This is a genomic window from Aeromonas sp. R2-4, from assembly GCF_040908365.1.
GTDB classification, from domain to species: domain Bacteria; phylum Pseudomonadota; class Gammaproteobacteria; order Enterobacterales; family Aeromonadaceae; genus Aeromonas; species Aeromonas veronii.
Genome location: NZ_JBFODO010000009.1, coordinates 1 through 16,532 on the forward strand (window position 1 = coordinate 1; position 16,532 = coordinate 16,532).

The following is a 16,532-nucleotide window of genomic DNA, read 5'->3' on the forward strand; positions in this document are numbered from 1 at the left end:
AATTTCTTATCTAAAGTAAGAATTGTTGATTTTTTTCTATTCTTATTAATGCTCATTAGTGTAGTGTTAGCCTTCATATATAGAGGGTATTTAGTTATACATTGGGTATACTTGTCTATATTTTATATTATATTATCAGAGCGATATTATTCTATCTCGTATAAACTGAAGTTGACTTTTGTCGGTGTCGGCATAATATCAGTGTGCCTTCAGTTACTAATGTTTGATCTAGATGGGCGTCCCGTTCTCAGCTATCTTGACTCTAACTATTCATCGATGATGATTTTTTTGTTCTCTGTGTATGTTTATTACAACATTGGGCGAAAATATTCTATAGCTCCATTTATTCTTGGTGTTGTTACACTAAGTCGGGCATATGTATTAGTTTGTTTATGTTTTTTCATACTCAATGCTCTTATAAAATATAGTTTTTTTAAAAAAATAATGTTATTTTTGAGCCGCACTTGGGTTTCGTTCATCATCATTCTATTTCTACCATTAGCTATTAATTTTTTCTTTGTTTTGTATGTACCTCCAGAGGCTGCGCATGTTACTACAGTCGATGATAAATTTTCTGGAAGTTTGATTGACCGGTCTAATCTTGATCGATCTCTAGCTTCGGTTCTTTTTATTGAACAGTTAATTACAAAGCCAATGGACTACATATTCGGCATTGATATTGATTGGTATTTGGATAATATTTTTAAAAATTCACCTCATCACTCAGTGTTTCAGATGGTATTAAACTATGGATGGTTTTTTTCTATTCCTTATATATGCATTTTTTTATCATGTTGCAGAAGAGTTCTTGTGAACAATAGTGAAATACTGCCATTCTACTTGTCTTTCCTTATCTATATTATGACTCTGGGTGGTGGGATTTTTGGGATGACATTAGTCTTTATAGCATTTATTTTCAGATCACAAAGAGGAGGGATGGGGGGGTGAACAGCAAAGAGCCAAAAGGGAAGATAATATTTATCACTCTTGATATAACCTTACTAGGTGGTATTGAGAGAGTTATTTCTGTTTTGACTGAGCAATTTGTTCAAGATGGTTATGATGTAGACATCTATTCTATTTTCAAAGTTGGGGATAAGCCATCATATAAATTCCCCCAAAATGTAAACATAACGTATCTTAACCAGAGACGATATTTAGGTAAGCTAGAATTATACTACAATATCGTTCGCTCGGTAATAAAAATCAGACAGTTAGTTGAGGGACATTGTGTTATCAGTACACTGACAAATATAAGCTGTATTTATGGTGTTCTTAATTATTTTAAGTATGCTGAGTTTATTGCTGCTGAACACTCGCAATACAATGCACATTCATTTTTAGTAAGGCTGTTAAGATTACTTGCATACAAAAAATCAAAATATATAGTATCGCTTACAGAACATGATGTTGATATTTTCTCTAAGTTTATTAGTTTTGATAAAATAAAACTAATTCACAATCCATCTTCATTTAAAGCAATATCGATATCAAGCTCACTCGCTTCAAAACGTCTCGTTTCAATTGGCCGGTTGGTCGATGTAAAAAATTATTCTTTTATGCTGCAACAGATAGCCCCTTTTTTATTGAAGAATACTGACTGGTGTTTGGAGATTTATGGGGATGGAGAATTAAAGTCTGTTCTATCAGCGTATGCCAATGTATTAGGTATTTCTCAGAATGTTAAATTTAACGGTTTTGTTGAAAACGTGAATGAATGCATAGCCGGCTCTTCATTCTATTTATGTTCTTCAAAAACTGAAGCATTCCCAATGGCATTTTTAGAGGCCTTATCACTTGGCATTCCAATTATCTCAGTGAACTGTCCATTTGGGCCAAGAGAAATAATAAACGATGGCTTTAATGGTTATTTACTTGATTCCGACACTACATATAGTGACTTTTACTCATGCCTACAGTCAATAAAAGAAGATGAACTTATTTATAATGGCCTGCAGAAAGAGGCTTTTGCGTCAGCCAAAAAATATGAGGTTAGTTCAATAGTTTCAAAGTGGTATGAGTTAATATCCATTTAAAATATAGGTGGTTTCAGCGTGAAGTTGAGCATAATAATACCGTTATATAATTCCGAACGCACAATTTTATCTGCGCTCGATTCAGTTTATCTACAAGATGTCAATAATGATGACTTCGAGGTTATAATCATTAATGATGGGTCTACAGATAACTCGCTTGAAGTTATAGAATCATTTATCAACATTAGAACCATCAAAAATATAAAGGTTATTACTCAAGAAAATGGTGGTGTTGCGTCTGCTAGAAATGCTGGTATTCGTATATCAACTGGACAATATATTGCTTTTCTAGATTCAGATGATGTTTGGTTGCCTGGTAAGATAAGATATCAGATGGATTTGATGGATTCTGATGGTTCAATTTTTCTTTGTGGTGGAAGGTTTAACTCTACAGGGTTAGATGTTTCAAAGTTCTCCAAGGTAGTAGATGATGTATATGTGATAGACTTTAAAAGCCTAATTATTCGGAACTATTTTCAGCCATCAACAGTTATGTTTAGAAGTAGTATATTACCTAGTGTTGGACTCTTTAAAGAGGGGATGAGACATGCGGAGGAGGGATTGTTTTTTTATAATATAGCATACTCTTACCGATGTGTTTTCATTGATAAACTCCAAATAAACTTTGGTGGTGGGAAGTGTATGTTTGGAGAAAGTGGCCTAAGTGGAAATTTGCTCTCAATGGAAAGAGGAGAGCTTCATAACTACTTATCGATCTATCGAGATGGTAAAATATCATTTATTAAATACATCTTCTTGGTCACGTTCTCACTGTTAAAATTTATAAGAAGGCTCATCATATCTAGTCTTATAAAGCTGAGAAAACAAAAATGAACTATTATAACCATTATGGTTTTTGGGGGGTTGTTAACTTATTTATATGTAAGTTATACACAATGGTATTTTTTAGTCGGTCCAAAATAATAAGATTACCATTTGAGTGTCGGGGGGGGAAGCGGATAGATTTCGGCGTTGGTTTGAGTACGGGGCGATACTGCAGAATAGAGGCTTATGATAGTTCAGAAAATCACAATAAACGTACCAAGTTATCTTTCGGCAGTGACTGTCAGATTAATGACTCAGTGCATATTGTCGCTGCAGATAGAGTCGAGATTGGTAATAATGTTTTGATCGCAAGCCGGGTTTTTATTTCTGACCTTAATCATGGTTCTTATTCAGGTGATTTACATTCACACCCTGATTCTTGTGCTGCTCAGCGACCTCTGAGTACATCTCCTGTTATTATTAATGATAATGTTTGGATTGGGGAAGGAGTGGTAATTCTACCCGGGGTTAAAATTGGCCAGTCATCAATCATTGGTGCGAATTCCGTTGTGACAAAAGATATTCCTGATTACTCTATTGCTGTTGGTAACCCTGCAAAAATTATAAAAAAATATAATTTCTCCTCCTTGAAATGGGAGGTGGTTTTTAATGGCAAATAATTGTATTTTTATCTGCCCAGACTTTTTTAATTACAAGGAGATAATTGAGAAAGAGCTATCTTTTAGGTATGACAAAGTATACTCTTTTTCTGACAGGCCAGAGTGTAGCTCATTACATAAGGCACTTATAAAATATAATATCCTTAATTTTCAAAAAGTGTATGCAAGAAAGCATTCAAAGCATATTCTTGATTATATATCTAATGGGATAAATGATATATCTACAGTTTTAATTGTAAAAGGAACCTGTATAGATAGAAATTTTCTTTCTCATCTTAAAATCGTCAACCCAAAAATAAATATTGTTATTTATTCATGGGACTCCGTAAAAAATGCACCAAATTTTTTAGAATTATCAAAGTTTGCAGACTCAGTTTTTAGCTTCGACCCTGAAGACTGCCTTAAATATGAGTTTTCTTACACGCCATTATTTTTCTATAATGATATGGAGAAAAAAAGACATATAAATGTCAAAAAATATGATTTTTCTTTTGTTGGTAGTTATCATAGCGATCGAGTTGCTGTATTAAATCGTTTCTTATTAAATCACCCTAATGCTAATTCTTTCATAAAAATATTCTTCCAAAGTAGATTGCAGTATTTATTTTATTTTTTGTATGATAGAGAGTTAAGATGCATGCCAGCATCTTGGTTGACTTTTAATATACTATCCAATGCAGATATAGAAGATATTTATAGAGAATCTACATACGTTATAGACATACACCATCCATCACAGTCGGGATTGACGATGCGTACGTGGGAAGCACTATCATTAACAACAGCACTTTACACTACCAACATATTTACTTTATTACATGACATGTCAGGAAATGTTAGGTTTATTGAGCGTTGTAGTGGCTTAGAATTAAACCGAAATATTGTTTTAGATAGGGTGGGAAAGTATCAATGTTTATTGGGGGATGCTACATCTTCATTTGATATCGAAACATGGATTGATCATTTGTTAGACAATGTTCGTCAGATATAAATTCTGTAAAGTATTCGCTACGGTTTTAAATGTCCAGCAATGAACATAATTAAACTTAATTGCTAGTGCGAAATATGGTTATGATAATGGATTGTGAGGTTATAATTGAGCTATCTCAGACGTCATTCACGCTGGTATGAGCGCATGTTGTTTAGCGCCACTTCTCTTTTTTTCATTGGGGGGGGGCTTTCTGTTTGTTTACCTGCAATCGAGCGCTGGGGCTGGGAATTTTGGCGTCATCTTGATGCGGTTAGAGTTAATACTTTGTGCGGGGCCTTTCTTGCATTCTTGCTGACGGGGATTGTTCTTCATCGCGTTCTACGTTATCCAGGTGCCAGTCCGGTTGCCTATATGCTCCCCACAGTGACTACCCTCTACGGTGCGCTGGTCGGACTCCTCTTCTTTTTACGCTTACCTTACAGTCGGCAGGTACTGTTCGAGTCGTATGTGGTGGCACTGATCTGCTGCTGGCTGGCTTACTTCATCGGGCGTCGCTACCGGACTCCTAAGTATGCCTTATTGCCCTTTGGTGACTACCAGGCCTTAACTCGGCACTCTTGCGTAGAGTGGCGCCTGCTGGATGAGCCGGATTTGGGATCCATTCGCTATGACGCCGTGGTGGCAGATCTACGGGATGAAAAGTTGGCGGGTGAGTGGGAGCGTTTCTTGGCTCGGTGCGCCTTGGCCCACATTCCCGTCTATCACATCAAGCAGGTCAGCGAGAGCCTGACCGGACGCGTGAAGATCGATCATCTCCACGAGAACCAACTTGGCTCCCTTTTGCCTTCGTCCGTCTATGCCTTCATCAAACGGGGGATGGACATCCTCGCTGCGTTGATCGCGATTCCGCTCTTCTCGCCATTGATGCTGGTGACGGCCATCCTTATTAGGCTGGAGAGCCCGGGCCCCGTGATGTTCCTGCAAAACCGGGTGGGGAAGGGCAACAAGGATTTTCGTATCTACAAGTTCCGCAGCATGTGCAAGGATTCGGAGAAGGCTGGTGCTCAGTTCGCCCAAGATGGTGACATGCGCGTAACTCGGGTGGGAAAAGTGATCCGCAAGCTGCGCATTGATGAGCTACCACAGTTCTTCAACGTCCTCAAAGGAGATATGAGTCTGATAGGGCCGAGGCCAGAACAACGCACCTTCGTCGATCAGTTCGAGCGGGAGATCCCCTTCTACATGTATCGCCATATCGTGCGCCCCGGTATCAGTGGTTGGGCACAGGTTGTTCATGGTTATGCTGCCGATGCTGATGATACGCGCATCAAGATCGAACACGATTTCTACTACATCAAGCATTTCTCCCTCTGGCTGGATGTGCTCATCGTCTTTAAAACGATTAAGACCATTTTGACCGGGTTTGGTGCTCGTTAAATGAGTCAACTCTTGCTAGGTGCGGGCCAGTTGGCCCGCGCTTTGCTTTCTGCCACTCACCTAGCCGCGCAACCCGCTATTTCTCTGCCAAGAGAGTGCTACCCAGTGGACAATGACACGTTGATGCATGCATCAACGCTGCGTTATCGCCCAGCAGTCATTCTTAACGCTGCCGCATACACGGATGTGGCAGGGGCCGAGTTTTCCCCTGCGCAGGCGATGCGAGTCAATGGGGAGGGGGTCGCACGACTGGCCGCATTGGCGAGGCAGCATGATGCCTTGCTGGTGCATTTCTCGACGGACTATGTCTTCGATGGCTCCGGTCATTGCCCCTGGCGGGAAGCCGATACCCCGGCCCCTTTAAATGCCTATGGTCAGAGTAAATGGGCGGGGGAGCAAGCGATCATCGCCAGTGGTTGTCGCTATCTGATCATCCGTACCAGCTGGTTACATAGCCCATGGCGCACTAATTTCCTCAAGACCATGCTGCAGCTCGCGCGCGATCGCGATGAGCTGCAGGTGGTGAGCGATCAAGTTGGAGCCCCCACCTCGGCGATGATGTTGGCAGAGGTTACGCTGATGGCCATCGACAGGGTCTTGGCCAAGTCGGAACTGATGGGCCTCTATCATGTGGCGGCTTCCGGGGCCGTCAGTTGGTTCGATTATGCCCGCTTCATTTTCAGCAAGGCGCATGAGTTGGGTCTGATAGAGAAGGTACCGCGAATCAAGCCCATCACCAGTGTGGATTATGGTGGTGTGGTCAACCGCCCCCTTAATTCCCGGCTCGATACGCAGCTGTTTTCGCAGCGTTTTAGCGTGCACTTGCCAAATTGGCGAGTGGGGGTTAGCGCAACGTTGCAGGCATTATGTGAGGAGCTGCGATGACGCCTTTTTTGTGTAACAGAACCTCTCGCAAAAAGGGGTTATTTTGGCAGGAGGAACGGCGACACGTCTTTATCCCGCCATGCTGGCCGTGAGCAAACAGTTGTTGCCTGTCTATGACAAGCCGATGATCTATTACCCCTTGTCAGTGCTGATGTCGGCAGAGATCCGCGAGATCCTGATCATCAGTACGCCCCCGCTTTCACCAGTTGTTTGCGGATGACAGTCAATGGGGGTTAATGTTCTATTATGCCTAGCCCTTCTTAACGGGGGAGGCCGGTCTGTTTGAACCTGGGTGACAATCTGTTTTATGGCGCCGAATTGCCTACGCAGTTACGTCCGGCGATGACAGATGATCAGGGGCCAGAGTGCTTGCCTATCGGGTCGATGATTCGGCCCGCTATGGTGTATTAACGCTCAATGAGCAGGGCAAGGCCTTGGCGATCACCGAGAAGCCGGTCAATCCTGCCAGTCATTATGCGGTGACCGGCCTCTATTCCTTGGCTGGCGCACTGGAAGAAGATATCGGGGTTTCACCGTTGCTCACTGGCAGAGACGGCGATGTATCGGTTCAAGCAGTTATTGGCGGGGAAAATCAGCCTGCGTAACTACAATGGCCAGGTGGGAGAAGTCATGACTTGTTGGCTGATTTGGGCAACAATGCCGTGCTCAGCATCAGCGCAGATTTTTTTATAAATGTACCGATTATTATCTGCCGGGTGATGAAGCGGCCATGCCATGGGATAATGCGCATCTGACGATAACATGGCCGTTATCTGAGCAATTCCCCTTGCTGCTATCTGATAAAGATCGTCAGGCTCCCGATTTCATCGATATGCTTTAGTACTATCTACTGTTGTCAGCCATTTTAATATGGATATTCGAGAGAGAGAAAAAATGAGCAAGAAAACGCCAATCACTCCTAATCAATTGGTACAAACACCTACATCAGATGAGATAGATCTGCGAGAGCTGCTGCTGGTGCTGTGGTGTCAAAAAGTATTGATATTGTTGGTAACCGGTGCGTTTGCTGTTGCGGGTATTGTTTACGCCATGACTGCGCGCCAGGTGTGGACCAGTCAGGCGGTGATTTCTGAACCATCAGTGTCCCAGGTTGAGGCCTTACAGCTAGCTGTAGATAAATTACAAGCAATCATGTCCAGCAATAGCTCTCCTCTGACGACAGCTGAATTTTCCTCGCTTGAGCAACCTGCTATTTTCCAGAGCTTTATCTCAGCCTTTAACAGTATGAATAATAAGCGGGATTTTTTGGTTCGAGAAGGTATCTATGCCGCAGAAATGGAAAAATTTGAGATCTCTGATAAGCGCGATGGCCGTGCGCTAATGAGCAAGTTAGCTGAGTCAGTATCAGCCAAGATTCAGGATAAAACCAGTCAAGAGATGACGTTAAGTTTTTCTGCTGAAACGCCTGAACTTGCTCTGCAGCGACTGGGAAAATATATAGACTTTGTCCAGCAGCAGCAACTAAAAAGCAAAAATGCAGAGTTACAATCTATATGGCAAAATAGAATAAAAGCGCTGACTGCACAATATTACAGTGCCAAAGCTGATACATTGCTAAAAAGGCAGGAAGAGCTTCAGCGGGTTGGATACAGTTTGCGTATCAGTAAGGCGGCTGGAGTTGATGCTCCTCTTGAACGGATTGATAGCCAAGAGGTTTTCAATATTCAGTTAGGGACGAAAGGCCTTGCGGAAAAATTGAAAATATTGAATGAAATTAAAGATCCTGAACTTCTTAATCCTGAATTAGGAAAGATTCGTTTGCAATTAAGTAGTTTAAAAGCATTGAAACTTAAAAATGCTGATTTTCAGTCATTTAATATGATCGATTCACCGGAGGAACCGTTTACCCGTGATAAGCCCAAACGCCCACTAATTGTTGTACTGGCTACCCTGCTGGGGGGCATGTTGGGTGTTGCGATTGTGCTGGTACGGCATGCCTTTCATCGATCAGAAGGGGCGTGATGTTTTTGTTTGAGTATAGAGTTTGAATGCTATTCACTTGGATATGACTTCGTTAGAGCTTAATGCTACCATGCAGCCGTTTTTGCTCATGGTTATCATGGTGTTTATTTTTATGAGTATTGGGTGGAATAACTAAAATGAAACAAAAGGGATTGCTTCTCTCACTGGCTTTGATGGGCTTGCCAGTTATGGCTGCACCACAAATCACGCCTGAGATGATGGCAAAATTTAAACAATTATCTCCTGCCCAGCAGCAGGCACTGGCTGCTCAGTATGGTATCGACCCATCCCAATTGGGAGGGAGTAACAAGCAAAGCAGTGTTACTCCGGTCCATACTGCGCCTGTGGCTGCTCCACGTGAAGTGGATTACAGCCAAGAGTCTCAGCGGCCTTTGGTCGCTGGTGTAGCGCAAGAGGGGGTATTACAGCCTTTTGGTTATAGCGTTTTTGCCGGGGAACCTTTGACAGATGCGCCCGTGGTGGATATGCCGGTTGCAGACGATTATGTGATGGGGCCGGGTGACGAAATCCGGGTTCAACTCTATGGCAAGGAGAATGCGAGTTATACCCTGGCGATTGGCCGTGAGGGATTTATCGATTTTCCTTCCCTTGGCCCTATTGCTGCCAGTGGTCAGACTTTTCAGCAACTGCGCAGTGAACTGGAAAACCGGATCAAAGAGCAAAAAATTGGTGTAGAGGCGTTTATCAGTTTTGGCGCTCTGCGCACTATGCAGGTTTTTGTGATGGGTGATGCCTATCGCCCCGGTGCTTACAACGTCAATGGTATGGCTACTGTGACCCAGGCTTTGCAAGCCGCTGGCGGTATCGATACTGTGGGGTCGCTGCGCAAGATCCAGGTCAAGCGTGCAGGGCAGAAAGTGATCGATGTCGACCTCTACAAAATGTTGGTATGGGGCGATACCAGCCAGGATATCCGTCTGCGCTCCGGTGATACGGTATTTATCCCTGCTAAAGGCAGCGAAGTGAGTATCGATGGTTTGGTTAAACGTCCCGCTATTTATGAATTGAGTGGACCTGCAGCCCTGGTTAATGTGCTTGGGTTGGCGGGCGGCATGAAGGCCGCTGCACTCAAAGAGGTTGCGGTGACCCGTTATGGTGAAACCGGGATGCGGGTATTTAACCTGAACTTGTCAAATCAGCATGATCGTCAGTTTGTCGTGCGTGATGGTGACAAGGTCACGGTCAAGCCGAGCAGCACCGAATATAGCCAGGCGATTGTGGTAAAAGGTGCCGTAGTTCGTGAAGGTGTCTTCAGCTTTCAGCCGGGAATGCGGATCAGTCGTGTGTTGCAAAGTGCCGACCGCGATCTGACATCGGTCACTGACTTGAATTATGCCTTGGTTGTTCGTGAGGTGGATGCGCAACGTAATATCAAGGTGTTGCAATTCAATCTGGGCCGAGTGTTGCAAATGCCGGGTGGGGAAGACGACATTCGTTTGCAGCCGAGGGATCAGGTGCTTATTTTCAGCAATCATGCAACCGATCGACTGAAGCAGCTGGCGAGCACTCAGAGCTCGTCGACAAGTATTGACAATCAGGCTAACCAACGCATGGAGCAACAAGTCAACGCTGTAGACGACAGTACAGGTGCCGATGTTAGTCGTGCTCAGCTGGCTAAAGAAGATAAAATGACTTTGGCTAGTGTGTCTAATACGACCAAGACTGGGGCGTTAGTTGGTGCCTCTCGTCAAGCTTTGCTCGCTCCGGTTATTGAACGTTTGAAAGCTCAAGCAGCACAAGGTAAACCGGTACAGATTGCTGAAGTGCGTGGTGAGGTTAAATATCCGGGGGTTTATCCCTTAACGCCTTATAGTCGAACCCATGATTTGATCATGGCTGCTGGCGGGTTTAACGAACAGGCAAATGTGATTGAGTTATCTCGCGTGAGTGAGCGAGGGAATGATATTGCAATTGAAAATCAACGTCTGGATTTGGCAACTGCAAATCGGGTAACCGGTTCGCCATTGGTGCAATCAAAAGACAGTTTGAACGTATTGCCTCATCCTCAGTGGCGTGAAGAAGCAACTGTACAGGTGTTTGGCGAGGTGAAGTATCCGGGAACTTATACGGTTCGTCGTGGAGAAAGTTTGCATGATCTGATCCAGCGTGTTGGTGGTATTACCCCCTATGCCAATCCGAATGGTTCTGTCTTTGCCCGTGAAGCGCTGCGTAAACAGGAAGCAGAACGAATCGCGTTGCTGCGTGATGAGCTAAAGCAAGAGATCGCGACGATGACACTGCGTCGTCAATCCAGTATCGCTAACTACAACAGCTCGCCTGCAGAGGCGATGACGGTGGTTAATCAACTGGAAAACAGCAAGGCTGTCGGTCGCATGACCATCGATATGCCGGCGATTTTGTCTGGAGACAAGCAGGCTGACGTGATGCTGCAAGATGGCGACAAGCTGTATGTGCCTGCGTTACAAAATGTGGTCTCTATTCAGGGGATGGTGCAATTCCCCTCCTCGCACGTTTACGACGGTAACCTGAGTGTTAATGATTACTTGAGCCGTGCCGGGGGAACCAAGAAACAGGCTGATACCGACCGTATCTACGTGATCAAAGCAAATGGTAGTGTAATGCTGCCTGGTGATAGCTGGTTTGGTAGTCGCAAAGGCCTGGAGCCAGGGGATACCATCGTAGTACCAGTTGATTCTGATTATCTGGATAACCTGAGTATCATGACCTCTGCAACACAGGTCCTCTATCAACTGGGTGTCGCGTGGAGTGCAATCAAGTAATTGCATCGTTTATTTGGTCACCCATTCAGTCAGGTGGTGAAGGTCACCTGACTCTTCTGAGATCTGGTTTGTTATGGCACAAGTAAAAGAATATTCTCCTTTAACCTTGGCAATGAACGGAGGGAAGGAAGATGAAATCGATTTGCGTGAATTATTCGCGGCGCTTTGGCGTGGTAAGTGGTGGGTAGTCGCCAGTACCTTGGTTGGTGCGGTTATTGCTGTCATTTTTGCACTCTCACTGCCAAATATTTATCGTTCAGAGGCTTTGCTTGCCCCATCTACGGAGCAGCAAGGAGGTGGACTTGCTGCTATGGCTGCTCAATTTGGCGGTCTTGCTAGCTTGGCTGGTGTCAATCTCAGTGGTGGCGGTGGTCAGGACAAGACGGCTATTGCGGTCGAAATTGGGAAATCCCGTCAATTCTTAAGTCACTTTATCCGCCAACATCAGTTGGAAGTGCCGTTGATGGCTGTTACCAAAACAGACAAGGCGACCGGTGAATTGGTGATTGATGAAGATGTCTACGATGTCGCCGGCAAAAAGTGGGTGCGTGAAATGCCTCTTGGCAAGTCCGTGGAACCAACAGATTGGGAGCTAGTTAAGGCATTTCGTGAACTTGCCAGTATTAATAAGGATGCCAAATCAGGGTTGGTGACGGTGGCGGTGGAGTACTACTCCCCCGAGTCTGCGAAGCAATGGGTTGACTGGTTGGTGGCCGACCTCAATGAGGCCATGAAGCTGCGTGAGCAAGTTGATGCGACGCGTAACATTGCTTATCTCAAAGCACAGCTTGAGAAAACCCCGGTCGCAGATATGCAGAAGGTGTTTTATCAACTGATAGAGGATCAGACCAAAACCTTGATGTTGACTGAAGTGAATCAAGAGTACGTGTTTAAAACCCTTGATCCTGCCGTGGTTGCCGAGGAAAAGGCAAAACCCAAACGTGCGTTGATTGCAGTATTGGGGACGCTGCTTGGCGGAATGCTAGGCGTTATGATTGTACTGGTTCGCCATGGAATCGGTCGTTCACCTCATCATTGATGAGAGGGCTCATCTGAGCGACTCACACTGGCTAATTGCTCTGTTTCAAGATATCCTGTTAGTACTTTAAGTCATGTTTAAATAAGGAAATTTGTAATGAAAAAATCAGCGTTGACTCTGGCTGCTATGTTGGTTCTCTCTTCAAATGCATTTGCAGCTGAAGAAGTTGCAGGTACTGCGGCTGGTTCCACTGGCGTAGCAGGTACTGCCGCTGTAGGTACTACCACTCTGGTTGCTGTGGGCGTTGGTGCAGCGGCTCTGGCTGCTGTTGTTGTTGCTAATGCCAATGACGACTCCACCAGTACCAGCACTAACACAACAACTGCTACTAAATAAGTTGTTTGATATTGTAATAAGGCTGCCACATTGGCAGCCTTATTTTTGTCGCTTTGCAATTATTTTCCCATTCCACTGAGTAACCCATCTATGTTTTCTCTTCGTTTGTTTATGTCTTTGGGGTTATTACTCTTGAGTGGCTGTTCCGCCACCAGTTCAGATACCTATGCAACTCTCCGCTATGCCCTTTTGGGAATGGATGATGTGGAGGTTACGTCTGAAAAAATACGTGAATTACCTTATGCGAGCGCCTATCTGCGAGTAGGTGATAATCCACAGGCATTGGTTGTGCTTGCGTTTGCAGATCCTGATGGTTCATTGAGCTGGGTGAGCTCTGATAATAAGCTTTTTGTTACCAAATCAGGTCGGCTACACAAGACGGTGGGTTTGGAAAATGATCTCTATTTAGTGGCATCATCCTGGCCTGATCCATTGAAAAAAATGGTAAATGTACCCGATATATCTTTGAACCTGGATGCTATGTCTTGGCAGTATACTGCCGAATGGGAAAAGGATTATCTGAGTGGATATGACATGCGGGCTAAGTTTATATCTGCTGTTCCAGAAAAGTTGTTAATCCTTGATAAAACACATGATGTTATGTTGATTGATGAGTTGGTCAGTGTCGGACATGACCAGAACTCTTGGCATAACTACTATTGGTTTGAGCCTAGTACGAGCAGAGTATTAAAAAGCCAGCAGCAATTGGGGCCGGAATTACCGGTGATTGAAATGACAATATTAAAGCCGTACGCATTATGAAAAGATACCTGACGATCGGTCTCATACCATTTTTTGCTTTGGCTCAAGCTGATGTAAACGTGATTTTTGAGCGTCATGCTACAGCGAAGATTGAGTTGCATGATGGTGCCAGACTTGCAGACCTGTTATTTAATGTTCAATTACCAGATGATATCTATTGGCGTACTGCACAAATTGCGAATGAAAAGACCATAGCGGAATTTCAGATGACTAAAGAGCAATTGCTCAAGGATATTAAAGCACTTCAAGTACTTTGGATGCGAGCAGGTGACAAAGGTTCATTGATCCAGTCAACGCAACAGTTACTACAAGAGCTGGACAAAGTTCCTGTCAGTGGCCGTTTGTCAATCGCATTAGATCCTGCCAAGTCCAGAATTGACCCGCATGGTAATCCACTATTAAAAGGGCAGTACACCCTTTTCCTTGCTTCAAGGCCCGATTTTATCTACTTCGTGGGACTGATTAACGGTCGCAGTAAACAGCCACTTCAGCCTGGTGCCAGTTTGGCAAGCTATTGGCAGGATTACCGCTTGTTGGCTGGCGCTGCGCAGTATGAAGCATTTCTGATCCAGCCTGACGGTTCTATCAGCCAGGTTCCTGTTGCGAATTGGAACAAACTGCATCGTGAACCTATGGCGGGTGCTACGCTCTTTGTCGGTTTTGATCCCCAAATCCTTCCAGAGCAATATAAAGATATCAATATTCGTATTGCCAGTCTGCTTGCTAATCGAGTACCAGAATAATGCTGCCTAAATTGAAATATATTGCGATCTTTGTTTCAGGAGCTGTTTGTGCTGCAGAGTCTGTTATTGATCCTTATGGTCCTTCACAAGGTGATTTCGGTGGTGTGGGTCTGCTTCAAATGCCTACCGCACGAATGGCTAAAACAGGTGAGTTCAGTGCCAACTATGTTGATAATGACCAATATCGTCGATGGTCTATCTCTGCGCAGCCATTCGACTGGTTTGAAGCAACACTGAGATATACTGATGTAAGAACAAAAAAGTACAGTCCCTACGAAGATTTTAGTGGTGATCAAACCTACAAAGACAAAGGGATGGATTTCAAGTTTCGTCTTTGGCAAGAATCTAACTATCTGCCACAGGTTTCAGTTGGCTTTAGAGATCTAATGGGGACCGGTCTCTTTGATAGTGAATTTGTGACGGCCAGCAAGCGGTATGGACCATTTGATTTTACTATCGGTATCGGCTGGGGAAATATGGCCGAAAGTGGTAATGTTAAAAACCCATTTTGTGAGTATAAAGATAGCTGGTGTCAAAGAAATAATAGCTTCTCTGGTAATGGTGGTAAGTTTGAGTTTGATAGCCTGTTTCATGGGCCAGCAGCACTCTTTGGCGGTGTTGAGTATCAAACACCATGGCAGCCACTCAGGTTGAAGCTGGAATATGATGGCAATGATTATAGCAAGGAGTTCGCTGGCCATATTTATCAAGATTCACCTTGGAATGTCGGGGCTGTGTACCGAGTTTTCGAGAATATGGATAGCCATCTAAGCTGGCAGAGAGGAAACACCTTGATGTGGGGGGTGACTTTTCGGACTAACTTTAATGATATGAAACCCGCTCATATTGATCAGCCGAGACCCATTTATCAGCCTGACCAAGTTCCAGCCACTATGACTGATGTGAAGTGGAAGGCGCTAACTGACGATTTGAAAGAGAATGCTGGTTGGCAGGATACAGAATTTTACACAACCACCAATTCTGTGACTGTCATCGGCACGCAGAGCAAGTATCGCGATCAGAATGAAGCGATGAAGAGAACCTCTTTGTTAGCCGCAAATTATTTGCCGGGTACGGTCGATAAGCTGAATGTTGTTGAGCGTAAGGCGAATTTCCAGTTGCAAGAAACCCGCATCGATCTCCCATCTGTTCGTCATGCCAATGTGGTACAGGTGTTGGGAGAAGAACAACATGAAAAATCGATGGTTCAGGCTGCAGGAAAAATTCAGGGAGAATCTATCTACTCATCTGAGCGCAAGTCATTTTCATACTCTTTTGATCCAGACCTAACGCAATCATTTGGTGGTGCTGAGTCTTTCTATATGTATCAGTTAGGCATTAATGCAAATGCTGATTGGCATATAAATGAAAACAACAGTTTGCAAAGTACGCTGTTTGTTAATCTGGTTAATAACTACGATGAGTTCAATTATAAAGCTCCTCCTCCAGATGGCGCTGCCTTACCACGGGTTCGGACGTGGATTCGTGAGTATGTCGATTCTTCTAATGTATTACTCAACAACTTGCAGTTAACCCATATGCAACCACTTGCTCAAGATTGGTACGGGCAAGCTTATGGGGGATATCTGGAGATGATGTATGCCGGTGTTGGCAGTGAGGTACTCTATCGTCCATATGGCAAAACTTGGGCCATTGGCGTTGATGCCAACTGGGTAAAACAACGAGACTGGCACAACACCCTGAAAATGGCTGATTACGATGTAATGACAGGACATGTTACTGCGTATTGGCAGTTACCATTCATGAGTAATGTCACCGCTAAAGTCTCCGTAGGTCAGTATTTGGCTGGTGACAAAGGCGCTACCTTCGACTTCTCCAAACGGTTTGATTCGGGTGTTGTCTTGGGGGGGTATGCAACATTTACCAATGTTTCTGCAGACGAGTATGGTGAAGGTAGCTTTACCAAAGGCATTTATGTCACGATACCGTTTGATTTGATGCTGCTCAAGCCAACAACCGCGAAAGGAAGCATTGGATGGGTTCCTTTGACACGGGATGGAGGCCAGATGTTGAGCCGCAAGAATGGTCTTTACGGCTTGACAGAGCTATAGTAATCAAAAGTTGCATAGAGCCTATCTTTTTTCATCAAACAGGGCGAGCAGTTGTAAACTGCTCGCCCTTTTATTACCTACCCAAGAGATATGGCAATCTG

15 protein-coding genes and 2 pseudogenes are annotated in these 16,532 nt (G+C 44.1%); all 17 read left to right on the forward strand.

Translation table 11 applies throughout. From position 1 onward, the window contains the following. Positions 1–948: hypothetical protein (locus tag AB5Z05_RS03930; protein WP_368150136.1), on the forward strand; the 948-nt coding region annotated here is incomplete at its 5' end. Continuing rightward, on the forward strand, positions 945–2,036 hold the full coding sequence (locus AB5Z05_RS03935; protein ID WP_368150137.1) for a glycosyltransferase: 1,092 nt from the start codon (positions 945–947) through the stop codon (positions 2,034–2,036). The genes AB5Z05_RS03930 and AB5Z05_RS03935, both read left to right, overlap by 4 nt. An 18-nt stretch (positions 2,037–2,054) precedes the next feature. Then, positions 2,055–2,870, forward strand: a complete 816-nt coding sequence (locus AB5Z05_RS03940; protein ID WP_368150139.1) for a glycosyltransferase family 2 protein — start codon at positions 2,055–2,057, stop codon at positions 2,868–2,870. Then, entirely contained in the window at positions 2,867–3,481 is a 615-nt protein-coding gene (locus AB5Z05_RS03945; RefSeq protein WP_368150141.1) for a DapH/DapD/GlmU-related protein, read from the forward strand. Before AB5Z05_RS03940 ends, AB5Z05_RS03945 begins: the two co-directional genes overlap by 4 nt. Beyond that, complete coding sequence (locus tag AB5Z05_RS03950) at positions 3,471–4,472, forward strand: hypothetical protein (RefSeq protein WP_368150143.1); 1,002 nt, start codon at positions 3,471–3,473, stop codon at positions 4,470–4,472. The genes AB5Z05_RS03945 and AB5Z05_RS03950 overlap by 11 nt, the downstream gene beginning before the upstream one ends. A 144-nt stretch (positions 4,473–4,616) precedes the next feature. Next, entirely contained in the window at positions 4,617–5,849 is a 1,233-nt protein-coding gene (locus AB5Z05_RS03955) for a sugar transferase (RefSeq protein WP_368150145.1), read from the forward strand. Next, positions 5,850–6,734 (forward strand): dTDP-4-dehydrorhamnose reductase, encoded by an 885-nt coding sequence (rfbD, locus tag AB5Z05_RS03960; RefSeq protein WP_368150147.1) that lies wholly within the window; start codon positions 5,850–5,852, stop codon positions 6,732–6,734. It abuts the gene before it with no gap. A 79-nt stretch (positions 6,735–6,813) separates the two neighbouring features. Continuing rightward, positions 6,814–7,228 (forward strand): annotated as a pseudogene (locus AB5Z05_RS03965) (sugar phosphate nucleotidyltransferase); the annotation flags it as partial. A 7-nt stretch (positions 7,229–7,235) separates the two neighbouring features. Next, positions 7,236–7,367 (forward strand): annotated as a pseudogene (locus tag AB5Z05_RS03970) (IS5/IS1182 family transposase); the annotation flags it as partial. 97 nt (positions 7,368–7,464) lie between these two features. Then, entirely contained in the window at positions 7,465–7,575 is a 111-nt protein-coding gene (locus tag AB5Z05_RS03975) for a hypothetical protein (RefSeq protein WP_368150148.1), read from the forward strand. A 53-nt stretch (positions 7,576–7,628) separates the two neighbouring features. Next, entirely contained in the window at positions 7,629–8,717 is a 1,089-nt protein-coding gene (locus AB5Z05_RS03980) for an LPS O-antigen chain length determinant protein WzzB (RefSeq protein ID WP_368150150.1), read from the forward strand. A gap of 137 nt (positions 8,718–8,854) precedes the next feature. Beyond that, the gene (locus AB5Z05_RS03985) at positions 8,855–11,479 is read left to right on the forward strand and encodes an SLBB domain-containing protein (RefSeq protein WP_368150152.1); all 2,625 of its coding nucleotides are present in this window, start codon (positions 8,855–8,857) and stop codon (positions 11,477–11,479) included. A 73-nt stretch (positions 11,480–11,552) separates the two neighbouring features. Continuing rightward, positions 11,553–12,518, forward strand: a complete 966-nt coding sequence (locus tag AB5Z05_RS03990; RefSeq protein WP_368150154.1) for a Wzz/FepE/Etk N-terminal domain-containing protein — start codon at positions 11,553–11,555, stop codon at positions 12,516–12,518. A gap of 96 nt (positions 12,519–12,614) precedes the next feature. Further along, the gene (locus AB5Z05_RS03995) at positions 12,615–12,854 is read left to right on the forward strand and encodes a hypothetical protein (RefSeq protein WP_108613095.1); all 240 of its coding nucleotides are present in this window, start codon (positions 12,615–12,617) and stop codon (positions 12,852–12,854) included. 90 nt (positions 12,855–12,944) lie between these two features. Beyond that, positions 12,945–13,616: a YjbF family lipoprotein gene (locus AB5Z05_RS04000; protein ID WP_108613094.1), complete on the forward strand. Its 672-nt coding sequence runs from the start codon at positions 12,945–12,947 to the stop codon at positions 13,614–13,616. After that, positions 13,613–14,359 carry a capsule biosynthesis GfcC family protein gene (locus AB5Z05_RS04005; protein WP_042657814.1) on the forward strand — a complete coding sequence of 249 codons (747 nt, stop codon included), beginning with the start codon at positions 13,613–13,615 and terminating at the stop codon, positions 14,357–14,359. The genes AB5Z05_RS04000 and AB5Z05_RS04005 overlap by 4 nt, the downstream gene beginning before the upstream one ends. After that, complete coding sequence (locus AB5Z05_RS04010) at positions 14,359–16,431, forward strand: YjbH domain-containing protein (protein WP_368150157.1); 2,073 nt, start codon at positions 14,359–14,361, stop codon at positions 16,429–16,431. The genes AB5Z05_RS04005 and AB5Z05_RS04010 overlap by 1 nt, the downstream gene beginning before the upstream one ends. The last annotated feature ends 101 nt before the right edge of the window (positions 16,432–16,532 follow it).